This window comes from Flavobacterium arcticum, assembly GCF_003344925.1.
In the GTDB taxonomy this organism is placed as follows: Bacteria; Bacteroidota; Bacteroidia; order Flavobacteriales; family Flavobacteriaceae; genus Flavobacterium; species Flavobacterium arcticum.
Genome location: NZ_CP031188.1, coordinates 2,471,122 through 2,493,957 on the forward strand (window position 1 = coordinate 2,471,122; position 22,836 = coordinate 2,493,957).

The 22,836-nt window shown below is 35.3% G+C and carries 21 protein-coding genes; 12 read left to right on the top strand and 9 right to left on the bottom strand.

Annotated features, from left to right (window positions below):
- Positions 1–8: 8 nt before the first annotated feature.
- The gene (locus DVK85_RS11185; RefSeq protein ID WP_127960586.1) at positions 9–545 is read left to right on the top strand and encodes a hypothetical protein; all 537 of its coding nucleotides are present in this window, start codon (positions 9–11) and stop codon (positions 543–545) included.
- 164 nt (positions 546–709) lie between these two features.
- On the opposite strand, the gene DVK85_RS11190 is transcribed toward DVK85_RS11185, so the two are convergent.
- On the bottom strand, positions 710–3,040 hold the full coding sequence (locus DVK85_RS11190; RefSeq protein ID WP_114679052.1) for an ATP-dependent helicase: 2,331 nt from the start codon (positions 3,038–3,040) through the stop codon (positions 710–712).
- A gap of 31 nt (positions 3,041–3,071) precedes the next feature.
- Positions 3,072–3,485, bottom strand: a complete 414-nt coding sequence (locus DVK85_RS11195; protein WP_114678522.1) for a ribosomal maturation YjgA family protein — start codon at positions 3,483–3,485, stop codon at positions 3,072–3,074.
- Between the two features lie 141 nt (positions 3,486–3,626).
- On the opposite strand from DVK85_RS11195, the gene DVK85_RS11200 reads away from it, so the two are divergent.
- Together DVK85_RS11200 and DVK85_RS11205 are read left to right on the top strand one after the other, a co-directional pair.
- The gene (locus DVK85_RS11200; RefSeq protein WP_114678523.1) at positions 3,627–4,160 is read left to right on the top strand and encodes a DUF7935 family protein; all 534 of its coding nucleotides are present in this window, start codon (positions 3,627–3,629) and stop codon (positions 4,158–4,160) included.
- Positions 4,161–4,257: 97 nt separating this feature from the next.
- On the top strand, positions 4,258–4,863 hold the full coding sequence (locus DVK85_RS11205; protein ID WP_127960587.1) for a hypothetical protein: 606 nt from the start codon (positions 4,258–4,260) through the stop codon (positions 4,861–4,863).
- 9 nt (positions 4,864–4,872) lie between these two features.
- On the opposite strand, the gene DVK85_RS11210 is transcribed toward DVK85_RS11205, so the two are convergent.
- Both DVK85_RS11210 and DVK85_RS11215 read right to left on the bottom strand, forming a co-directional pair.
- Positions 4,873–6,999, bottom strand: a complete 2,127-nt coding sequence (locus tag DVK85_RS11210; RefSeq protein ID WP_114678525.1) for a M1 family metallopeptidase — start codon at positions 6,997–6,999, stop codon at positions 4,873–4,875.
- A 76-nt stretch (positions 7,000–7,075) separates the two neighbouring features.
- A complete protein-coding gene (locus tag DVK85_RS11215) occupies positions 7,076–7,894 on the bottom strand; it encodes a phospholipase A (RefSeq protein WP_114678526.1) in 819 nt (272 codons plus the stop codon).
- 222 nt (positions 7,895–8,116) lie between these two features.
- Between DVK85_RS11215 and DVK85_RS11220 the strand changes: the two genes are divergently transcribed.
- The 7 genes from DVK85_RS11220 (at position 8,117) to DVK85_RS11250 (ending at position 14,578) form a co-directional block, all read left to right on the top strand.
- Entirely contained in the window at positions 8,117–8,464 is a 348-nt protein-coding gene (locus DVK85_RS11220) for a hypothetical protein (protein ID WP_114678527.1), read from the top strand.
- 52 nt (positions 8,465–8,516) lie between these two features.
- A complete protein-coding gene (gene recG / locus DVK85_RS11225) occupies positions 8,517–10,619 on the top strand; it encodes an ATP-dependent DNA helicase RecG (protein WP_114678528.1) in 2,103 nt (700 codons plus the stop codon).
- Between the two features lie 53 nt (positions 10,620–10,672).
- A complete protein-coding gene (locus DVK85_RS11230; protein ID WP_114678529.1) occupies positions 10,673–11,212 on the top strand; it encodes a hypothetical protein in 540 nt (179 codons plus the stop codon).
- An 89-nt stretch (positions 11,213–11,301) separates the two neighbouring features.
- The gene (locus DVK85_RS11235) at positions 11,302–12,216 is read left to right on the top strand and encodes a mechanosensitive ion channel family protein (RefSeq protein ID WP_114678530.1); all 915 of its coding nucleotides are present in this window, start codon (positions 11,302–11,304) and stop codon (positions 12,214–12,216) included.
- Positions 12,217–12,293: 77 nt separating this feature from the next.
- Positions 12,294–13,160 (top strand): bestrophin family protein, encoded by an 867-nt coding sequence (locus DVK85_RS11240; RefSeq protein WP_114678531.1) that lies wholly within the window; start codon positions 12,294–12,296, stop codon positions 13,158–13,160.
- Positions 13,161–13,297: 137 nt separating this feature from the next.
- Entirely contained in the window at positions 13,298–13,945 is a 648-nt protein-coding gene (locus DVK85_RS11245) for a hypothetical protein (RefSeq protein ID WP_127960588.1), read from the top strand.
- A gap of 18 nt (positions 13,946–13,963) precedes the next feature.
- Positions 13,964–14,578, top strand: coding sequence for a hypothetical protein (locus DVK85_RS11250; RefSeq protein ID WP_114678533.1), 615 nt, complete (start codon positions 13,964–13,966; stop codon positions 14,576–14,578).
- Positions 14,579–14,631: 53 nt separating this feature from the next.
- Here DVK85_RS11250 and rho read toward each other — a convergent pair whose 3' ends face one another.
- Positions 14,632–16,491, bottom strand: a complete 1,860-nt coding sequence (gene rho / locus DVK85_RS11255; RefSeq protein ID WP_114678534.1) for a transcription termination factor Rho — start codon at positions 16,489–16,491, stop codon at positions 14,632–14,634.
- Between the two features lie 184 nt (positions 16,492–16,675).
- Between rho and DVK85_RS11260 the strand changes: the two genes are divergently transcribed.
- Both DVK85_RS11260 and DVK85_RS11265 read left to right on the top strand, forming a co-directional pair.
- Positions 16,676–17,098: a DUF4293 domain-containing protein gene (locus DVK85_RS11260; RefSeq protein ID WP_114678535.1), complete on the top strand. Its 423-nt coding sequence runs from the start codon at positions 16,676–16,678 to the stop codon at positions 17,096–17,098.
- Between the two features lie 129 nt (positions 17,099–17,227).
- A complete protein-coding gene (locus DVK85_RS11265; RefSeq protein ID WP_114678536.1) occupies positions 17,228–17,548 on the top strand; it encodes a hypothetical protein in 321 nt (106 codons plus the stop codon).
- A 129-nt stretch (positions 17,549–17,677) separates the two neighbouring features.
- On the opposite strand, the gene DVK85_RS11270 is transcribed toward DVK85_RS11265, so the two are convergent.
- From DVK85_RS11270 to DVK85_RS11285, 4 genes are all read right to left on the bottom strand, one after another.
- Positions 17,678–18,157 (bottom strand): protease complex subunit PrcB family protein, encoded by a 480-nt coding sequence (locus DVK85_RS11270; protein ID WP_114678537.1) that lies wholly within the window; start codon positions 18,155–18,157, stop codon positions 17,678–17,680.
- A complete protein-coding gene (bshA, locus tag DVK85_RS11275; protein ID WP_114678538.1) occupies positions 18,154–19,287 on the bottom strand; it encodes an N-acetyl-alpha-D-glucosaminyl L-malate synthase BshA in 1,134 nt (377 codons plus the stop codon). The genes DVK85_RS11270 and bshA overlap by 4 nt, the downstream gene beginning before the upstream one ends.
- A gap of 82 nt (positions 19,288–19,369) precedes the next feature.
- Positions 19,370–19,825, bottom strand: a complete 456-nt coding sequence (locus DVK85_RS11280) for a DUF1801 domain-containing protein (RefSeq protein ID WP_114678539.1) — start codon at positions 19,823–19,825, stop codon at positions 19,370–19,372.
- A gap of 6 nt (positions 19,826–19,831) precedes the next feature.
- The gene (locus DVK85_RS11285; RefSeq protein WP_114678540.1) at positions 19,832–22,786 is read right to left on the bottom strand and encodes a glycoside hydrolase family 3 N-terminal domain-containing protein; all 2,955 of its coding nucleotides are present in this window, start codon (positions 22,784–22,786) and stop codon (positions 19,832–19,834) included.
- Positions 22,787–22,836 lie beyond the last annotated feature (50 nt).

Genomic DNA, 22,836 nt, shown 5'->3' on the forward strand with positions numbered 1-22,836 from the left:
ACTATAAAATGTTTAAACCAAAACTAGAATATAACACATTAGTTCGCCAATTTTTACTTCTTTTCGTGGGCATTCTAATGATTATAATAGCAGTTAGTGAATTAATTGTTTCATTTACGCCAAAATCAAGTCTTATACCTATAAAAGGAACAGTTAGATATACCGATATTTATAATACGACTGCAAGAACCAGCCGTACAGGTAAAACACAGTATATATCAAACTTAGTTTTTTATATTAACCAAAGTAGAAAAGAGTTTAAACTTGTTGATCATGAAAAATATTCCGAAAAACATCGGGAAATAGCACGAGGTCTCAATCAAGCAGATTCTGTAACTATATGGATAAAGAAAAGCGAAGTAAAAAATTACAACCCTGAAGTTTTTGGTATAGATACTGATAGAAAAACACTGCTTTCATTTGAAGAGGTAAAAACCGAAAATGGTTATTTATTTATATTTACATCACTTTTGGGTATGATATCAATTCTATATTTTTTCTATTTGCGGTATCCTGAAAAGTTTAAAAAACTATTTTACGATTAAACAGATTCTTCACTACATTACATTCTGTTTATAATGAAATACTTTGTAAAGTTATGCTCTGTCATTCTGAAAGTAGCGAAGCGTATTGAAGAATCTAATTGAGATTCTTCCTTTGTCAAAATGACAAACAGCCTCCTTTTCATATATAAATAACAGAATAGTAATTATCCTATTACATCTAGTTTTGCAAAGCGAAGCAATAGTTTTTTAATACCGCCTACTTCAAATTTTATCTCGGCTTTTTTATCGCCTCCTACCCCTTCTAGGTTAAGTACTTGCCCTTTACCAAAACGCTCGTGCATTACTACATTACCTATAGCAAGTTTAGTATCTGGTGTATTACTACTCTGTGTAGTAGGTCGCGATACCGGTTTTAGTCTGCGTATGTTAGCATCGGGCTTAGGGTCGTTATCTGTAATCCATTTGGGTGGTGTACCACTTGTTGGTTTTACCTGTCGTAACTTCGACTTATCTACATCGCCAAAAATATCTGTATTAATTCTCGGTTTATACTTATAACCTGTTTCTATAGGAGTAAGGTATTCCAAATAGCTATCGGTTATCTCCTCAATAAATCGCGAAGGCTCACTATCTACCAGTTTACCCCAACGGTAGCGCGACTGTGCATAGGTCAAGTATGCCTGATGCTCGGCACGGGTAAGTGCTACATAAAACAAACGGCGTTCTTCTTCCAGTTCGCTACGGGTACTCATACTCATTCCACTTGGAAATAAATCTTCCTCCATTCCTACAATAAACACATATGGGAATTCCAGTCCCTTTGCTAAGTGAATAGTCATTAAAGCTACCCTGTCATCATCGCCAGTATCTTTATCTAGGTCGGTAGCAAGAGCTACATCTTCCAAAAATTCTGATAATGCACCACGTGCGCCATCTACCTCTTTTTGCCCTTCAATAAAATCTTTAATACCGTTTAGTAGCTCCTCTATATTTTCAATACGAGCAATACCTTCGGGGGTAGCATCTTTTTTAAGTTCCTGTATAAGTCCCGTTTTTTTGGTAATGTGTTCGGCTAAATAAAAAGCATCATACGATTGATCAATCACTTGGAAACTTTTTATCATAGTCACAAAATCTTGCAGCTTATTTTTAGTCCCCGAGTTAAGTTTAAGGTCTATCCTGTCGAGGTTTTCCATTACATCAAATACCGTGCGTCCATAATGATTGGCTGCAACGGTAAGTTTTTCAAGCGTAGTTCCCCCTATTCCCCTTGCCGGGTAGTTAATAACCCGCATTAACGCCTCTTCATCTTTCGGGTTGATTACCAGCCTTAAATAAGCAAGTACATCTTTAATCTCTTTACGTTGGTAAAATGACAATCCTCCATATATCCTGTACGGAATATCACGTTTACGCAAAGCATCCTCCATAGCACGCGATTGCGCATTGGTTCGATACAATATGGCAAAACTTCCGTTTTTTAACTGCTCGCGCATTTTATGCTCAAAAATGGTACTTGCCACAAAACGTCCCTCTTCGCCATCGGTAAGGCTGCGGTGCACTTTTATTTTTGGTCCTTCGTCATTGGCTGTCCAAACTACTTTGTCAAGCTTGGTTTGGTTTTTATCTATAATAGAGTTAGCTGCCTCTACAATGTTTTTTGTAGAACGGTAGTTTTGCTCCAGTCGGTACATTTGTACATTATCATAATCCTTCTGGAAGTTCAAAATGTTATTAATATTTGCACCCCTAAAAGCATAAATACTCTGTGCATCATCACCTACCACACATATATTCTGGAACCGATCGCTCAAAGCACGTACTATTAAGTACTGTGAATGGTTAGTATCCTGATACTCATCTACCAATATGTATTTAAAACGGTTTTGGTACTTCATCAATACCTCTGGAAAACGATTTAATAATTCATTGGTACGCAGCAATAAATCATCAAAATCCATTGCACCTGCTTTAAAACAACGCTCTACATAGTGTTCATAAATTTCGCCTAGTCGTGGTTTTTTAGACATTGCATCGGCTTCCTGAAGTTCAGGGTCGTTATAATATGCTTTTACGGTAATTAAGCTATTTTTATAACTCGATATACGGCTAAGTACTTGTTTGGGCTTATAAACATCCCTATCAAGCTGCATTTCTTTTATAATAGAACTTATAAGCCTTACACTATCTTGCGTATCATATATCGTAAAATTGGAAGGAAAGCCCAATTTTTCACCTTCAAAACGCAATATTTTTGCAAATATAGAGTGAAATGTTCCCATCCAAAGGTTCTTCACTTCAGATGAACCTACAATATCGGCAATACGTGTTTTCATTTCGCGCGCTGCCTTGTTGGTAAAGGTTAGCGAAAGTATATTAAAAGCATCTACCCCTTGACTCATCAAGTAGGCAATACGCATAGTAAGTACACGGGTTTTACCCGATCCTGCACCCGCTATCACTATCATAGGACCATCTTTTTGGAGTGTAGGTGCTTGTTGTGCTTCGTTTAACTGACTTATATATTTTTGGATTTCCATAGTAATTGCAAAGTAGCAAAAATAACTATTTTAAGCGAGAAACCCTTTGTGATATGCGATTGTAAATAAACAAATAATCAACAGTTGCCGCAGCCAATATTCCTATAAAATAAGCCAACAAATCGCTATATAAAAAACCTGAACCTAAAATTAGTTTTCCCAGTAGCGTTTGTCGTATAATATTAAGCCATTCTGCTTGATATAGTTGACTTAGCTCAATAGTATAACAAATAAGTAACCCTGTTATAGCTCTAAACGTTATGTTCTTCTTTATGAATATAAAACAAACAACGTAATACATCATAAAAGCATACAATACATCACCTGCATATAAATTAACCACATCGGGAAACCACATTTTTTTACTGCGTACAAATAATCCTGAAACAATAGTAAGTACTATAGCAAGTATATAAATAAGTCTTTTTTTATTTTTCATAACCTCTGCAAGTATGCCAAATATAATTGTTAATTATTTTGTGTGTGCCTTTATTCATTAAAGTTTATTACTATTTTAGCTCTTCACAATTTTTATTAAAGTAACCTCGTTACAACATACAATAACCTAAACACTACCTTAATGGATACTGACAGAATTTTAGATCTTTTATTTTATGTACTTGCTGGAGTTTTACCTGCAATTATAACAGGTCTTGTTGCCTACTACTTTTTTAAAATGCATACGGCTAATGAGGAAGGTCGTCGTCGTTACCTCATCCATAAAGAGGGTCAAAAAAATGCGATGCCTATTCGCCTACAAGCTTATGAGAGATTAGTGTTATTTTTAGAACGCATCAACCCTTCTAGCCTGCTTATCAGGGTAGCCCCACAATCGTCTAATAAAAAAGACTATGAAGACTACCTCATCAGTCAGATTGAGCAAGAATATGAGCATAACTTAACACAACAAATATATGTTTCGGCTGAGAGTTGGGACATTATTACAACTACAAAAAATGCTACAATACAACTAATACGAAAATCGAATATAGACGATACTATTGATACCGCCGATAAACTACGTGAGGTAATACTTACTGACCTTTTTGACAAGCAAAGCCCCAGTAATGTGGCTGTTGCCTATCTAAAAAATGAGGTGGGAGAAATGTGGTAAACATTATAAAACAAAACTACTTTTATAGTACGGTATAGAAAAGATACTTAATTATTAAGTGTCTTTTTTTGATTATGTTTGTAACTCAAACAAGGTTATGAAACAACTTATTCTCACATTTTTACTACTCAATATCGTAACATCTTTTGCACAAAGGCGATTTGAAAATAAAACATTCGGTTTCTCCATGCAAGAACCTATGGGGTGGATATGGGGAAATGAAGATGACCTTGCCCGCAACTTGGATAAGCTAGATATTGACGAAGAGAAGCTTTTAAAAATAATTAAAGAACACGAAGGCTCTGTACTCATATTATCTGTTTATAAATATAACCCGCAAACGCATAAAGGTCTTGTACCCGCTATACAAATAAACGTTCGTGAAAGGAATAATGATGATTTTGGTGCTTTTAAATCTGACATCATCAGGAGTGCAAGGAGTTTTGACGGACTATATGACGATTTTGAGTTTATAGAAGAACCTAAGAATATAAAAATATCGCATATAAAGAGCATATACTTCGTGACTAAGTTTACCATGCATACCGAAAATGGGCAAACACACAGAGTACGCAGCAGGATATACGTTATTCCTTGGAAACACTACTACTTTCAGATAAACATGACCGACGACCTTATGGGTGAAGATTGCAGTAAAGAATTTTTACGACTGATAAAAACTATAAAAATTAAGAGAAAGTAATTACTCTAGTTACTCATCTAATAATTGTTGTAACTTCTTCTGTTCTGCCTGTGGTAATCCTGACATAATCCCTTCAAAAAAGGCACGGTAGCCATCACGTTTTAATAATGTACGGATGCTTTCACGACCAAACTTGGCAAACTGCCACTTGTGGTGCAGCGTAGCATTAACAAGGTTAGCCCATACCACAGGGTCAGGTTTATTTATATATAACAAATTCGTAAGTGCATTTTGGCGTACTGTACTCTCATATCGAGGTGAAGCATACCCTTGTAATTCAGCATAAATTTCAGGTTTTTCAGCTTCACGATACTCAGGTGTGGCATAAGCAAGTGTTAGCCAAAGTATGCGTAAGTTTTTATCGTTAAAACCTACCCAACCATCCGATAAATCCAATAACTCAGGGCGTTTTTCAGGATAACGGCTATACAAAACATTCAACGCTATTTCGCGAGTAATGTAGGACTTGTCCTGTAATAACGATTTATACTCTTCATAGAATGTATCAGGAAAAGTAGTAACCGTTCGGGCTATTGCCTGTCGTAATTTAATATCGCCACTTGCCATAGCGAGCTGTATTAATTCTGCTTTATCATCAAACGGTACATCAGCCATTTGCAGTAATACTTCTTCCTTTACAGGATAGTACATATCCGATTGTAATATTTGTTTAAATGTCGGCTTTTTCTCACCAAAACGTTTGTCTTGTAACTCGCCCAATTTAAAATACAGTTGTATAAACTCATTTTTATTAAGTAGTGCAATAGCTTCTTGCACTTCAAAACCTCCTTTTTCTAGCCAACGTTCTTTGAAAGCTGTAGTATCATAATCTGATACTTTATTAATTTCGGCTAAAAAATCGTCGGTAGTGACATTACTATAGGCATATTTTTCGAGATAATTTTTTACTGCCGCTCGGAAAGCCTCATGCCCTACTCCTTCGCGCAATACGTGTAGTGCCCAAGCTCCTTTTTGATAAAACGTAAGCGAACTTGCCTTTTCGTTCAGTATTGGTATCGTGTCAGTTTTAGCAAAACGTTGCAGGCGTTCTGCCATTTCATATAATTCATAATTAAAATGATCATCGCCAAAAAGCTCCTGTTCGGCAAGTAAGGCATAATACGTTGCAAACCCCTCCTGTAGCCAATGATGCTTACCCGATTTTGCCGTAATAAGATCGCCAAACCATTGATGAGCAAGCTCATGTGCATTGACATTAATATAGGTTTTATCATTAAAGCCTATGGAATCGACTACAAAATCCTGCGAAAAAATAGTCGAAGTAGTATTTTCCATACCGGCATATAAAAAGTCTTGCACAGGCACTTGTCGGTACACGCCCCAAGCATACGGAACGTCAATTGCTGACTCAAAAAAATCAAATATCTGCTTACTGTAACGATACGTAGGTTCTCGTTTATCTTTATCTTCTGGGTGGTAATAAAATTCGAGTGGTGTTCCAGATGCGGTAATACTCGTTTGTTTTTCAAACTTACCTATAGCTAACATTACCAGATAGCTACTCATAGGGTGTTGCATACTATAACTAACAGTATATAAGCTACTATCATTTTTATCTATAGTACTAGTATGTTCCCCATTAGCTAATACTGTATAGTTTTTATCAAAATCAACAGAAAGATTAAAAATCACCTTCTCGTTCATATCATCAAAACTAGGTAACCAATGACTTGTATATTTACCCTGCCCCTGTGTCCATATTTGTATATCTTTTTCCTCGCTGGCATCTGTGATACTAAGCGAAGTCGAAGCATCTGTATCTAACACTACAAAATAGAGTGCTTTTTTAGGTTGTACCGAGTAACTGAATGTTACTGTATTATTCCCTTTTTTATAACCTTTATACAGCTTTAATGCAGATGCTGAATTTACCCAACCTGCTTTTTTACCGTTAATGGTAACATTAGTAAACTGCATATTACGGGCATCAATATATATAGTATCTGTTTTTTTGTCCAATACCTCAAAAGTATAGGTTACCGTACCTATTACTTTTTGCTGCGGTACATCAAAACTAATAGCTGCATTGCAGGTTTTAAAATCTACCTTTTGTACTTGTTGAGCAAAAGATAAAGAGGTTATAAAGAGGGAAAGGAGAAATATATAGAGTTTCATTACTTTTATACTTTCTGCAAATATAAGTAAAAGCTACCCTTCCTTAAAGTAAGTATAATGACTACAATTATTATAATTATTTCCTGAATTTTATAAATAAGTCTTTAAAGGCTATACCTACCCTTAATCGTTGTGTATCTTGATTGTAGTTTATTAAGTCTTCTGAGTAGCCTAAAAAATATTGTAGATAAATATACTGATTACTTGTTTTAGAAATTCGGAAATTTAGCCCCAATAGCATACTTCCTTTCCAATCGAGACTATATGCCTTTCTAAATTCACTTTCAAAAATAAAGGAATTATTTAATTTATAATCTAGTTCTAACTGTTGAAAACCTCTATAGTCAGTAATATCACTATTACCATCTAAATTCCCTACAGGTAGCCATACTTTTATTTTACCCGTTAATCTATCCGATAAAAAACGCATGTATGATAGCGATACATAATTCCAGCTTCTGGAATTTTCTAAATCTCTACCGTTTGATTGGTGTTCAAACTGAAACATTAAAATTTCATTAAGTCTTGAATTTTTAAAAAATGGTTTCATAATAGCAAAACCAGGATTATAATTAATTTCTCTAAAGGGGACTGATTCCTTATAAATATCCCAAAAGGCTATTTGTCTGTAAGTAAAAAACGCATAAGTATTCCATGGCAATGCCGAGTTGGTAAGGCGTTGTTTAAAACCTATTTGAAATTTAGCATCGCTATTATCAGAGTCTGGTGTTTTTCCTAGTGTACTACCTGTTATAAGATAATTATCGCCATAAATGGTAAAAGAAGGCATCTCTTTAATTATATTTTTAAAAGAAATACTATCAGTTACTAGCTTGTTTTGTGCTGAAATTTTACAAACAAATAATAACAGCATAAGAAGTGGAGCTTTTTTCATTGGAATAGAAAGTCAATAATGATTCTTACGTAAAGTAAAACACAAATATAGTATCTTTTAAACCTCCTTATATAAAGAAATATATATAGGTTTCATTATTGTTATTATGCTTTCTGTAGATATAATTAAAAGCAATATTTCTACTATATACCATTTATTTTGAAAAAACATTTAAAATTTACTTAATTTGTATTTCAATTTTTAACTAAAATTTATTAAACAATGAAAAAAAGTTACATTTATATTGTAGTAATAATGATTGCTATCTTAGGTGCTTATATTTATAATCTATCAACAACTACTAAAAGAAATGAGATAGAAATAATACATATGAAACAACAAGAACGTTTAAAAGAAGTTGAAGCTAAACTAGAAACTGCTAGAGAAAACTTTAAACTAGCAGAAAAACAACTACAGGATTCTAAAAATTTTAAACTTTTACGTACACCAAATGAAAAAGCTCTACAGGTAAAAGCTGCAACCGACATATATAATAACTGGAAAGAACAAGTTGAATATTTAGAAAACCAACGGCTAATGCTTAAAAATATTTTAACTAAAAATTACTAATTATAATAAATATTTTAATATAGCTTGATCTATTTTAGGTAGCCTAAATAAAATGAACAACCCGCTTGAAACTCCCATAGAATACCTTAAAGGCGTAGGTCCTGCACGTGGCGAATTGCTGCGCAAAGAGTTGGGCATTCATAAATATGCCGATTTACTACATCTTTTCCCTAACCGATACATAGACCGTACCCGTTACTATAAAATTAACGAACTGCAAAATAGTAATGCCGAAGTACAGGTAGTAGGTAAGGTAATCAATATAAAAACGGTAGAACAAAAACGGGGAAAACGACTGGTAGCAAAGTTTGTAGATGATACAGGCGAAATTGAGCTGGTATGGTTTCAGGGACAGAAATGGATACGCGAAAACCTTAAAGTTAATGTACCTTATGTAATATTTGGGAAGTGTACCTCGTTTAACGGAGTTTTTAATATGGCACACCCCGAAACGGAATTGCTAACCGAGCATGAGCAAAGCCTGCGTAGTGCCATGCAACCCATATACCCCAGTACCGAAAAACTGACACAACGGGGCATTACCAATAAGGTAATGAACAAAATGGTACAACAACTGTTTGTAGAAACACAGGCAAAGTTTGGCGAGGTGTTACCTCCTACCCTTTTGCAGGAATTACAGCTTATCCCGAAAAATGCAGCGTTGTTTAATATCCATTTCCCAAAGAGTAATGACTTATTGGCAAAGGCTCAGTTTCGGTTAAAGTTTGAGGAACTGTTTTTTATACAACTGCAACTCATTACTAAAAACCTCATTCGTAAGCATAAAATAAAAGGACATCCGTTTAATAGCGTAGGTAACTATTTTAATGATTTCTATCAAAATCATTTACCATTTGAGCTAACCAATGCGCAAAAAAGGGTAATTAAAGAAATCAGGAACGATATGGGGCATCCTGCCCAAATGAACCGCCTGTTGCAAGGCGACGTGGGGTCAGGTAAAACCATTGTGGCATTTATGAGTATGCTGTTGGCATTAGATAACGGTTTTCAAGCGTGCCTCATGGCACCTACAGAGATACTTGCCAATCAGCATTATGCAGGATTAAGTGAACTTGCCGAGCCTATGGGTATCAATGTGAAAATACTTACAGGCTCTACTAAAACTGCCGAACGAAAAGTAATACATGAAGCACTCGAAAATGGTTCGCTGCACATCATTATTGGTACACATGCCTTATTAGAAGACAAAGTACAGTTTAAAAACCTTGGGCTTGCTATTATTGACGAACAACACCGCTTTGGGGTAGAACAGCGCAGTAAACTATGGCGTAAAAATGAAATTCCGCCACACGTGCTGGTCATGACAGCAACACCCATTCCGCGTACGCTTGCTATGAGCTTATATGGCGATTTAGACGTGTCGGTTATCGATGAATTACCACCAGGGCGTAAACCTATAAAAACCGTACACAGGTTTGACAGCAACCGCCTAAAAGTATGGGCTTTCCTTAAAGAAGAAATTGCCAAAGGCAGGCAGGTATATATTGTATATCCGCTAATTGAGGAAAGCGACAAAATGGACTATAAAGACCTGATGGATGGTTACGAAAGTATTTCGCGCGACTTTCCGTTACCGCAATACAGTGTAAGCATTGTGCACGGGCGTATGAAACCCGCCGATAAAGACAGCGAGATGGAACGTTTTGCAGCAGGTAAAACTAATATTATGGTCGCTACTACCGTAATAGAGGTAGGTGTAAATGTACCTAACGCTAGCGTTATGGTTATAGAAAGTGCCGAACGCTTTGGATTGAGCCAACTACACCAATTGCGCGGACGCGTGGGGCGTGGTGCCGAACAGAGCTATTGTATATTGATGACGAGCCACAAACTGAGTAACGATAGTAAAACTCGTATGGAAACTATGGTGCGCACTAATGATGGTTTTGAAATTGCCGAAGTCGACCTTAAACTACGTGGTCCTGGCGACATTATGGGTAAACAACAAAGCGGTGTACTCAACCTTCAAATAGCTGACTTGGTTAAAGACCGCGATATACTCTCGCTAGCGCGCCATCATGCTATTAAATTACTAAAAGAAGATGCCCCGTTGTCTAAACCCGAACATGCTGCTCTAAAACACGCATTTATAGAAATGAGTAAAAAGAAAAGTATTTGGAATTATATATCCTAAAAAATAATATTTTTCATTAAATTGCTTCTTATTCAACTTCAATTTTACTAAAAATGAAACAATACACAAATGCCAAAAAACCAACGACTCTTCAGTCAGTGGCAAATGTCCCAATACAGCGTAAAAACAGGGAAAACAGCTTCCATTTAATAGACAACAGACCTCAAACTACAATCCAAAGAAAATTACAACAGTCAAATACGCTTCCAATTCAATTTGTAAAAGAAGGAGAAGCACCAAAAGTGAGTGATATTTTTGGTATGGCAAGGGGCTTTTTCGGTAAACAAGGCTCTCCGCAAATTGCAGCACTCCATCAGCAAATGCAAAGCAGCGGGCATTCACTCCTTTCAGAGCCTGCGGGTATCATGTCGGGCTGGCAAGCCGGTAGACACGAAACAAGTGAATTAGCAAAATTCCCTCCCTCTGATGATTATCGTGATAAAATAGCAAAGAGCTTACCTGCTTCGATATTCAGACCTTTTGCAGCCGCAGCCGCAGGAGGAATGTTAAAATCAGGACATGAACATCATAGAATGATGATGACCCCTGATTCTTATAATCCTTCACGCGACCCATTCAACCCAAACTTTTAAACAGTTATTGTAACGGTTAAAAAGTACTGCATAGCTTACTTTTCGGCATTAATTACTACTTTAGCACCTAAAGTAACACAAGTATTATTATGAATTTTGACATTAGCAACATATCCGATTTATTGACTGAAAAATTGACAAAATGGGTAGAGGGACTTATAGGTATACTCCCTAATTTGGTTTTAGCAGCAATAGTAATTGCTATCGGTTTTTTTATTGCAAAATGGGTGAAAAAATGGTCATTCCGATTTATAAATAGAGTATCCCATAATGTTACTTTAAATAATCTTTTCACATCTGTAATCTACTTTATATTTATAGGTATTGTGCTTTTTACAGCACTTAATATTCTAAATCTCGACCAAACAGTAACCTCTATGCTTGCAGGAGCAGGTATATTAGGTTTGGCATTAGCTTTTGCTTTTCAGGATATTGCTGCCAACTTTATGTCGGGTATTTTCATTTCTTTTAGAAAACCCATTAAAATAGGAGATATTGTAAATATAAAAGACTATATGGGTAAAGTTGTAGATGTAAACTTGCGCGATACTGTTATTAACACCTTTGGTGGGCAAACCGTTATAATACCCAATAAAGAAGTTTTCCAGAGCCCTATAGAAAATTACTCTTATATGGGTCAGAGAAGATTCGACCTAGAGGTTGGTGTATCCTATGGCGAAAACTTAGAACGCGTAAGGCAAATAACTCTTGATGCCGTTAAAGGCATAGAAGAAATATCTAAAGATAAAGAAACGACTTTCTTTTATGAAGGTTTTGGCGATAGCTCGATTAACTTTACCATACGTATGTGGATAGACACTGCCGACCAACTGGTTTATAAAAAAGTAGGTAGCGAAGCCATTATAGCCATTAAAAAAGCCTATGATGCTAACGATATCATGATACCATTCCCTATCCGTACACTAGATTTTGGTATTAAAGGCGGCGAAAAACTAAGTGAAATGCAGGTAAACGTTGCTAACGGTAAGGGTTTAGATAGTTAGATACTATTGCTTATTTATAGCTATATCCATATTTAAAAACTCATTATATTTAGTACGATTAACTTTTAATATACTCCATGATATCCTACAACCCTAAAGAATGGTTTTCATTTATTTTTCGTTTTCATAAAGCCGATACTGTACGTAAGCTTTTCCCTTTAATGATAGGTATAGCAGCATATTCGGCATTAGTAGGTTATCTCGAAATGGAGTATTGGCAACTATCAAAAAAAGATTATATAAGTAATGTAACTATTATGCACTCTATGTTAGGGTTTGTAATATCGTTATTACTGGTTTTTCGCACCAACACGGCTTACGATCGCTGGTGGGAAGGGCGCAAAATATGGGGAGCACTAGTAAACAATAGCCGTAACCTTGCACTAAAAATTGCCGTAATGCTCGACGATAAAGAGGATAAAGCCATAATGCGAAGGCTAATTCCTGCTTATGCTCATGTACTGAGCCTGCACTTAAAAAATGAGGATATTAGTCACGAATTATTTGATGACGCTACACTTGCCCCAGACCATTATAACCACAAGCCCAACCAAATTGCCAAAACTATTATGGCAAAGGTTAACGACTTGTATAAAGAAGAAAAAATTACAGGCGACCAGCTTATTATACTCAATGCCGAAGTACAATCGCTTACTGATATTTGTGGTGCTTGCGAACGGATTAAAAACACGCCTATACCCTATTCTTATAGTGCTTTTATAAAAAAGTTTATATTCTTTTATGTAATGACCTTACCTTTAGGCTATTCCTTTCAGTTAAGCTATTATGTTATTCCTGTAGTAGTATTTATTTTTTATGTACTTGCTAGTCTAGAACTTATTGCCGAAGAGATAGAAGACCCCTTTGGTACAGATGCCAATGACTTACCTTTAGACAAAATTGCCGATAACATCAGGAAAAATGTAGAGGAATTAATTTATTAATATCATACTCAAAAGCCCATATCACAAAAATATTGGCTCTATTTTTGATTATCAATAAATACCAAACAAAAACGTTATTCGTTATATATTGTAAGTCAGGTATTTTTTGTTATTTTGTTTCTATGATACAACGCTTTATGAGAAAGATATTTATTCTTTTATTTATCGTTTTTACAACCGTTACTGCTCAAGCACAGTTTGATAGTAATACGGGCAGTATATCTGTACCTAAAGGCAATACTACCAGTACCGATACGCCATCGTTAAGCACTACGAGCCCATTTACAGTTACACCACCAAAGCCTACGGTATCTAATCCGTATCAGGTAGGAGCAAATAGCGATAGTAACTTTAGTATGTACCAAAAAGACGAATTTGTGAGTCGCAGTAGCGAATATATGGATCGTGTACAAGTAAAAGTGCGTGAAAGCGAATCGAACGAGCCCTATAGAGGTAATATTGATTTTGGGGTTATAAAAACAAAATCTCCTTACATTGTATTAATGGCACGCGATTTTGGCGCTGAAGATGGAGACCGAGTAAAAGTAACTGTAAACAGTAAAATAATTGTTGCAAACGTTACACTTACTAATAGAGGAGCTGCAATAATGATTACACTATCCGAAGGTTTTAACAATATACAAATAGAGGCTTTAAACCAAGGCACAAGTGGACCTAATACCGCTGATTTTGGTGTAAAAGACAATGAAGAAAAAATGCTAGCCCGAAATGAATGGAATTTGGCAACAGGGTTTTATGCAAAATTTATAGTTGTTAAAGAATAATTATATATTTGTGCTGTTATGAGTACAAAAATTATAATTACCTTATTTATACTACTTACTACAAGTATACTTTTTGCACAAGAATACGAAGCTACAATTTATTTTCATGACGGCGTTTCGCTATCAGGATATGCCGAAATAAAAGAAGACAAAAATGTATATAGGGAACGTCTGAATAACAAAATACTTTTCAGGTTAACCAAAAATGATGAACCTGACGTATGGGACGGTATTATGATAGACCGAATTGTGTTTGAAGATTTTGGAATTGATGCAACTTATCAATATGTAGAAATTATTTCTCGAAATTCAGTCGAAAAGTATCTTTTTGAAATAATAACCGAGGGTGAAGTAACTTTATACTATGAATATACTAATAATTGGACATTCTATACTGATATGAATAATCAACCTATGGGAGGATATAATGATATAGATAGAACCCTATGGCTAAAAAGAAAAGGTGAAAAAGAATTGACTACGATTGGTAGAAACAAAGTAAAAATAGCAGAATATTTTGACCAATGTCCGGGTATTGTAAAAAAACTAAAAACGAATGAGTTTGGTTATAATAACTTAAAAGATATAGTAGAATACTACAATGATATTTGCGCAGGATATGATGATTACTAAAAAACAAAGCCCGCTTAAAATTAAGCGGGCTTTGTTTTTATATATTTATTCTACTAACCGTTATTCATAGATAATAGAAATTCTTCATTATTTTTCGTTTTTCTAAAACGATCATTAATAAAGTCCATAGCTTCTACAGGGTTCATATCAGCAAGATATTTACGCATTATCCACATACGCTGTATTGTTTTATCATCGAGTAATAAATCATCTCTACGTGTGCTTGATGATGTAAGGTCGATAGCAGGGAAAATACGTCGGTTAGCAATTTTTCTATCCAACTGTAATTCCATATTACCTGTACCTTTAAACTCTTCAAAGATAACTTCATCCATTTTAGACCCCGTATCTGTAAGTGCTGTTGCAATTATACTAAGCGAACCTCCGCCTTCTATATTACGCGCTGCACCAAAGAAACGTTTTGGTTTTTGTAATGCATTAGCATCTACACCACCACTCAATACTTTACCAGATGCAGGCTGTACTGTGTTATAAGCTCGTGCAAGGCGAGTAATAGAGTCTAGCAGTATCACTACATCGTGACCACACTCTACAAGTCGCTTAGCTTTTTCGAGCACTATATTTGCCACTTTTACATGACGATCGGCAGGTTCATCAAAAGTAGAGGCTATAACCTCTCCTCTCACACTTCGCTGCATATCGGTAACCTCTTCAGGGCGTTCATCTATCAATAATACAATAAGGTATACCTCAGGATGATTTGCTGCTATAGAGTTAGCAATATCTTTCAGTAACATTGTTTTACCCGTTTTGGGTTGTGCTACTATCATACCACGTTGTCCTTTTCCTATTGGAGAGAACAAATCGATAATACGAGTAGATATAGTACTTTGCCTATCGGCAAGGTTAAATTTTTCTTCTGGGAAAAGTGGTGTAAGGTGTTCAAAAGATACTCTATCGCGCACTACACGTGGGTCATGACCATTTATTTTGAGTACTCTTACTAGAGGAAAGTATTTTTCACCTTCTTTTGGTGGGCGTACAACTCCTTTAACGGTATCTCCCGTTTTTAATCCGAAAAGACGTATTTGTGAATTAGAAAGATAAATATCATCTGGCGAAGCCAAATAGTTATAATCTGATGAGCGGAGAAAACCATATCCATCAGGCATCATTTCTAGCACACCTTCACTCTCTATAATACCATCAAACTCATAATCAGGTTCGCGATAATTTTGTTTTCGCTGTTGCTGATTGTTTTGTGCAGGTGGATTATTCTGAGTATTATTATTTTGTGGTTTTTTATAACTTGGATGATTAGGGTTATTAGCATTAGCTCTTTCTATCTGTGCTAAACGCTCCTCTTCAGTAAGTCTTGCTTTTTTACTCTCAACAGATTCTGCTTTTTGCTGATTGTTATCTCTGGCAGGAATTACTTTTCGTTTGTTATCTTTTTTTACAGGCTCTTTATCTTTAGCTTGTATTACTTCTTTTTTTACAGGTACTGGTGCATCTTTTGCTACATCTTTAGTTTCTTCATCAGAAGTAGTTATTTCGGCTGACTTAGGTGCATCTTTAGTAACTCTTGGTCTGCGTGAAACTGGTTTATCCTGATTAGTTGATTTTACATCAACATTCTCTTTTTCATTTGTAGTAGGCTGTATAGCTGCTACTTTCTTTTCCGTTTGTTTTTCTGTAGTGGGTGCAAGCTTTGTAGTCTTTGCTGTTTTTACAGTTTTTTTAGATGCTGTATCATCTGTAGCTGTCTTACTATCAGTATTTTCATCACTAAAAAGTGGTTTTATAACTTCTGGTGCAGCAGCTTGTCGGTCTAAAATTTGGTAAATTAAATCATCTTTTTTTAAACCTCTATACTTGCTAATCTTAGCTTTTTTAGCAATTTCTTGAAGCTCAGGAAGCTTCATTTCTTTTAATTCAGAAATATCGAACATTTATATTTTTAGTTATGTTAGAGTGGTGACTTCAAAATGTGGAGGGTATGTCTTTTTTTGGAGATATAATACTTCGCAGAATGAAGTAGTTATGAATAAGTCCTGCAATATTACAAAATTTATTTTTAGTTACAATAGTATTTCTTAAAAAGAAACCATATTTTTGTGCAGCAAATATGCAACAATGTTACAGAGAATACAAACAATATACTTATTAATAGCTTTTATAGCAACAGGAGTGTTGCCATTCGTGTTCCCTTTATGGAGCAACGAAAATGGGATTGAATATTATTTTGTAAACAATCTTGCTTTTATAGCCCTATTTGGCGGAAGCACAACATTATCATTATTAAGTATTATATCATTTAAAAAGAGAAAAAATCAGTTTGTAATGGGCAGGCTGAATATAATATTGAATTTAATTTTATTAGGATTATTTATATACAGGTTGCTAAATTTATCCGGAGAAACAGATCCTGAGAAGGTGGTTTCAGAGAAGGGTATTGGGATGATTCTTCCTATTGTTTCTATCGTTTTTATAAGCCTTGCCAATAAGGCTATCAAGAAAGATGAAGATCTCGTAAAATCAGTTGACCGACTACGATAAACCTTTTAACTTAGTTTATTAGTGCGAAAAAAAACCGAGCTTAGGCTCGGTTTTTTTATTTAAAATTATTAAATGTCAATATCAAAAATATTTCTTTAAATTTGATAGTAATCAAAAACATCCAACATTATGAGCATTACCTATCATTACGCAACTGTATCTATAGCTATAAATGAACTTAGAGAAAAAGGGTTTGATAAAGATTTTAATCTTAAAGACAACCTACTGATATGTAATCTTGGAAATCAATATGATCATGATGAGTTTGAGATTTCTGATATTTATTTCTATGAAGGAGAATCAGACCCAGCAGACGAAGCTACTGTATATGGCATTGAATCGACATCAGGAATAAAAGGTGTTTTAGTCACTGGTGACGAAAGTTTTTCTGACCCGATGTCAAATAAAATTATCGAAAAACTATTAGTACACAGAAAAAACAACCAATAATTAGTATCTATTTTTTACACTTACATACTATAACACAAGGGTGTTTTAGATAGAAAAAAACTTAATATAAAAAAGAACAGGATGCCAATAGGCATCCTGTTCTTTTTTATAACTTATTTATATAGCCATCTATTCTCTACGCAACTTACTCGTAGTAAAACTAGATTTAATATACTGTACATCTATCTTTTCTGTTTTAGGAATAACCGCTAAACAATAAGGCGCTGTTAAAGCCATAGTAATTACTTCTCCTGCTTTCGGTTTAGTAGTCTTAACCAAAATTGTTGCGGTATCTCCTGTACCTGCTACAGGTACTACTTTTTCGATAGTTATACTGTAACCTCCACTTCTTTTTTGTCCCATAAATACAGCTACCACATTATTTTTATCAAAGTCTACTTTTTGAGCATCTTTTATACCTAATTCAGTTGTTAACGCTGTATAGTCTTTATTATTGGTAATAAACTCATGCGAATCTATTTCACGTCCGCCATAAGCACTTTCTTTCAGTATGGTAAAATTTTCGCCTCCATCTACTGTTGCCGCTTTTTTAGATTTACAACTTACCGCCATTATTACTAAAAGACTTAATGTTATTATTTTTTTCATACTAATTGTTTTAAAGCTTTTTTATAAAGATTTTCATATAATGGCATCACATTTTTTATATCAAATTCCTGTGCCACCTTTAATGCATTCGATTTAAATTCATACAATACTTTATCGTCAGATAGTATTGATATTGCTTTTTCTGCCATATACTCTACATCTCCTACATTACCAAGGTAACCCGAATACCCCTCACGGTTTACTTCAGGAAGCCCACCACTATTAGTAGATATTACAGGAACACCACACGCCATAGCTTCGAGCGCAGCAAGACCAAAACTCTCGGTTTCTGATGGCAATAAAAATAAATCTGTATAACAAAGTATTTTATCTATCTCGCTACTGTTCCCAAAAAATATTACTTTATCGGTTATACCTAGTTCTTCACATAGCTCTTCGGCAGCTGCCTTTTCAGGACCATCGCCCACCATCATTAATTTGGCAGGTATTGTTTTTTGAATGCCATAAAATATCTTAATAACATCTGGAATACGTTTTACCTTTCTAAAGTTACTAATGTGTGTTACTATCTTTTGTGTATCTGTAGCCATCATAGAACGGTGACACTCTGATGTTGTGTCCATCTTTTTCTTATCAAGCTCAATAAAGTTAGGAATTACCGTAATATCTCGCTTTATATCAAAAAGTCTATAGGTTTCTTCTTTTAAATCCTGAGATACCGATGTTACTACATCCGAATGATTTATACTAAAACTCACCGCTGGTTTATAGGTTGGGTGATTACCCACTAGTGTAATATCTGTACCGTGCAAGGTGGTAACCATTGGTATTTTGATGCCTTGCTCTTTCAGCATTTTTTTAGCCATATAACCCGCATAAGCATGCGGAATAGCATAATGCACGTGTAGCAATTCTATACCATGTAGTTTTACCATATCTACCAACTTACTCGATAAAGCAAGCTCATAGGGCTGATAATGAAACAAAGGATATTCTGGTACGTGTACTTCGTGATAATATATATTAGGGCTTAATAATGCCAAACGCACAGGCTGGCTGTAGGTTATAAAGTGTATTTCGTGTCCCCTGCGTGCCAACTCTAAACCTAATTCAGTAGCGACTACGCCACTACCGCCAAAGGTGGGGTAACATACTATTGCGATTTTCATAAATTGTAAAAATGAGATAACGAATTTAAATAAAAAAAACAGGCTATACCTGTTTTTTGCATGAAATTAACGTATGTATGTACTATCGTTTTAAATTCGATTCATAAGTAGCAATCCATTGCTCTGGAGTAATTTTAGCTACCAGTTCACCTATCAACTCAAACGGGATAGCATCGGGCTTTTTAAAACGGATACAACTTTTACCCATATCTAGCTTATACTTACTATGTTTAGGAAATTCGGTTACAAACCAGTCATATAACTCTTTACTCCCATAAACACCCATATGGTATACTGCTATAAAGTTTTTTTGCGATGCTACATTTAAAAACGGTAGTGGTATTTTTGGATCGCAATGATAACCCGCAGGGTATAATGAATGAGGCACTACATAGCCTAGCATACCATAAGCCATACATTCTTGAAATCCATCGGGTAGGTTCTCTAAAATAACATTACGCAGTTTTTCCATAGCTGGCTTTCTGTCTTCTGGTAGAGAATCCATGTATTCTTTTGGTGTAGTGGCTGTAGATTGCATTTACAATTATTTATTTAAAGTTGCTGTATTGCTTACATTACCTGATGGTAACTCGTCTTCTAATATAGACTCTTGAATTATTTTTTGTATATCTTCTCTTATATTGTTTCTTGAGAGCCTATTCTCCCCTGCTTCGGGGTACGTTCTGTTAGAAAGAAAAATATATACAATTCCCGATTCAGGATCTGCCCATGCCATAGTACCTGTAAAACCTGTATGTCCGAAACTACTGTAAGAAACACAATCGCACGTTGGTCCAGGTTTATCTCTCTGTGGCTTATCTAAACCAAGCCCACGCCTGTTACCGTCTTTACAAGCATAACAAGTATTAAAGGTATTAAATGTTTTTTCAGAAAAATAACGTTTTCCTCCATACGTACCTTTATTAAGATATAGCTGCATTATTTTGGCGACATCCATACTGTTAGAAAATATCCCCGCATGTCCACCAACACCATCTTCCATAGCGGCTCCCATATCGTGTACATATCCTTGTATCACCTGATAACGGAAATAATTATCTATCTCTGTAGGCGGAATAATACTCATATCAAACTTACGTAGCGGGTTGTATGTAGTATAAGATGCTCCAAGTGGTTTGTAAAAAGCTTCCTCACTCAATACATCTAATGATTTTCCTGTTTTATTCTCAAGATATTTTTTTAATAAAATAAAAGTAAAATCGCTGTATTTATATTCTTTTTTAGGCAATAATTTACTCTCGGCAATACGTGCAATTATAGTATCGGGATAATCTTTTCTTATATATAAGTTTTCGGCGACTTGATAAGGAAATGCAGTACTATATGTTTTTCTATAATATAAAGAATCAGGATGATTAGTACTATCCAACGTCGCTTTATAAAAAGGCATCCAAGGCTGAAAACGTGCTTGGTGCAATAACATATCATGTAAAGTAATATTCTTTTTATCTGTACGCGAAAATTCGCGGAGCATTTTGCCTAGCTTAGTATCTTGCTTTATCTCTCCTTTATCATAAAGCTGCATCAGGTTAGGTAATGTCGAGAGTATCTTGGTAAGCGAAGCTACATCATAAATATCGGTATTTTTTACTGGCATATCTTCCTCGTAGGTATGATAGCCAAACGATTTTTGATAAAACACTTTACCTTTACGCGCTACCAATACCTGAAGTCCAGGTGTCATTTTTTCATTAATCGCTCTTTGAGCAATCAAGTCAATATTAGTAAGCATAGCAGCACTCATCCCTACATTATGTGGTGTAGTAAAGCCCATTCTGCCCAGTTCTTCGGTAGCTATACCGTCGTTTACAGTAAAAGCATTATTTATAGAAACGGGAATTTTTCCTTTAGCTCCCAGAGCACCAAAAACAACTTCGGCTGCCACTGTTTGAGCAATAGTATTATTTTGATATGCCAATACAAGCCCTTCGATAGCACTAAAATCTTTAATAGGCATAAGCGCATAAGGTTTTGCAAATACTGTTAGTATTACTCTTTTTCGTTTAGCTATAGCATCAAGCCAAGTCAACTCTTTTTGAGTAAAATCATGATTTTTCCATGCGCCATCAGCTTTATGAAAACCTATAATTACAGTACTGTAAGACTTAAGCTCCTCCATTAGTAATTCTAGAGTCTCCTCATTTACTTCGGTAATGGCTGTATATTTTTGAAGCGTAGTTAAGTAATCTGAACCATCATCATCACCCATTTTCACATAGGCTATTTTTTCATCCTCTAAGTTAGCAATGGGTATAATTTCCTGTTTATTTTTAAGTACTGTAACTGCATTTTCATAGAGTTTGTAGTTTAGGTCTTCAAACTCATGTGCATTCAGGTCATTATACAGGTTATCTAGCTTAATAGGTTTATAGTTATTAAGCCCTGCTCTATGCTTATATGCTAATATTTTTTTTACAGAATAAGCCAGCCGTTCTTCTGATAATATACAGCTTTCATCATACGCCTCTCGTAAGCGTTCTACTGCTACAGGTACATTCTCTGTAAACAGCAACACATCGTTACCTGCCAAAAAAGCTTCAAGATCTATATCTCCAGGCTGCATAAAACTGCTAGCTGCTTTCATGTTTAATGCATCGGTAAAAATAAGTCCTTTAAAGCCTAACTCATTCTGTACAATATTAGTAACCACATTATAGGATAATGAGGTCGGGTAATTAGGTGTTGGTTCTATACTCGGCACATTCAGATGCGCCACCATAATACTCGCAAGCCCTTCGTTAAATAGTTTTCTATAAGGATAAAACTCAATGCTCTCCAGTCTATCTTTAGTAAAAGACAAATAAGGCAAGGCATAATGCGAATCGGTAGCCGTATCGCCATGACCAGGAAAGTGCTTACCTGTTGCATATACTCCCTGACTTTGCACACCGCGCATCATAGCCAAAGCACGCTCGGTAACGTTTATTTTGTCTTCTCCAAAAGAGCGATTACCAATAATAGGATTCAACGGGTTAGTATTTACATCTAATACAGGAGCAAAATTAAAATGAATTCCCATACGGTTAGATTGTATCCCCATTTGCTCCCCCATAGTTTCTATAAGGCTCATATCTTGCACTGCACCAAGTGTCATATTCCATGGGTAGCGATATGTAGAATCAAGACGCATACTAAGCCCCCATTCGGCATCAATACCTATAAATAAAGGTATTTTAGATTCTGCCTGATAACGGTTAGTTAGTTTTGCTTGACGTACAGGACCTCCCTGAAAAAAAATAAGTCCGCCTATTTTGTTTTCAGCTATAAGCTTATCAATAGTTTTTATATGTGCAGCGTCTTTATTAGAGTATGCCGCTACCATAAACAACTGCCCTACTTTTTCTTCAAAAGATAGTTCGTTATAAAGACTATCTACCCATTTTTTTTCTTCAGGAGTTTTATAATCATTAAAGACTTGGTCTGGCTGTGCAGCAATAAACTGAAAACATAGAAGAAAAAATAGTATGGATAATCGCATTGAATATATCTGTTTTATAAATAGTAAATCATCATTATTGCCGAGCCTTA

Bases quoted from the DNA above. Each gene is read 5' to 3' on its own strand.
- DVK85_RS11185 (WP_127960586.1), top strand. From the start codon at position 9: ATGTTTAAACCAAAACTAGAATATAACACATTAGTTCGCCAATTTTTA.
- DVK85_RS11195 (WP_114678522.1), bottom strand. From the start codon at position 3,485: ATGAAAAATAAAAAAAGACTTATTTATATACTTGCTATAGTACTTACT.
- DVK85_RS11200 (WP_114678523.1), top strand. From the start codon at position 3,627: ATGGATACTGACAGAATTTTAGATCTTTTATTTTATGTACTTGCTGGA.
- DVK85_RS11205 (WP_127960587.1), top strand. From the start codon at position 4,258: ATGAAACAACTTATTCTCACATTTTTACTACTCAATATCGTAACATCT.
- DVK85_RS11210 (WP_114678525.1), bottom strand. From the start codon at position 6,999: ATGAAACTCTATATATTTCTCCTTTCCCTCTTTATAACCTCTTTATCT.
- DVK85_RS11215 (WP_114678526.1), bottom strand. From the start codon at position 7,894: ATGAAAAAAGCTCCACTTCTTATGCTGTTATTATTTGTTTGTAAAATT.
- DVK85_RS11220 (WP_114678527.1), top strand. From the start codon at position 8,117: ATGAAAAAAAGTTACATTTATATTGTAGTAATAATGATTGCTATCTTA.
- recG (WP_114678528.1), top strand. From the start codon at position 8,517: ATGAACAACCCGCTTGAAACTCCCATAGAATACCTTAAAGGCGTAGGT.
- DVK85_RS11230 (WP_114678529.1), top strand. From the start codon at position 10,673: ATGAAACAATACACAAATGCCAAAAAACCAACGACTCTTCAGTCAGTG.
- DVK85_RS11235 (WP_114678530.1), top strand. From the start codon at position 11,302: ATGAATTTTGACATTAGCAACATATCCGATTTATTGACTGAAAAATTG.
- DVK85_RS11240 (WP_114678531.1), top strand. From the start codon at position 12,294: ATGATATCCTACAACCCTAAAGAATGGTTTTCATTTATTTTTCGTTTT.
- DVK85_RS11245 (WP_127960588.1), top strand. From the start codon at position 13,298: ATGAGAAAGATATTTATTCTTTTATTTATCGTTTTTACAACCGTTACT.
- DVK85_RS11250 (WP_114678533.1), top strand. From the start codon at position 13,964: ATGAGTACAAAAATTATAATTACCTTATTTATACTACTTACTACAAGT.
- rho (WP_114678534.1), bottom strand. From the start codon at position 16,491: ATGTTCGATATTTCTGAATTAAAAGAAATGAAGCTTCCTGAGCTTCAA.
- DVK85_RS11260 (WP_114678535.1), top strand. From the start codon at position 16,676: ATGTTACAGAGAATACAAACAATATACTTATTAATAGCTTTTATAGCA.
- DVK85_RS11265 (WP_114678536.1), top strand. From the start codon at position 17,228: ATGAGCATTACCTATCATTACGCAACTGTATCTATAGCTATAAATGAA.
- DVK85_RS11270 (WP_114678537.1), bottom strand. From the start codon at position 18,157: ATGAAAAAAATAATAACATTAAGTCTTTTAGTAATAATGGCGGTAAGT.
- bshA (WP_114678538.1), bottom strand. From the start codon at position 19,287: ATGAAAATCGCAATAGTATGTTACCCCACCTTTGGCGGTAGTGGCGTA.
- DVK85_RS11280 (WP_114678539.1), bottom strand. From the start codon at position 19,825: ATGCAATCTACAGCCACTACACCAAAAGAATACATGGATTCTCTACCA.
- DVK85_RS11285 (WP_114678540.1), bottom strand. From the start codon at position 22,786: ATGCGATTATCCATACTATTTTTTCTTCTATGTTTTCAGTTTATTGCT.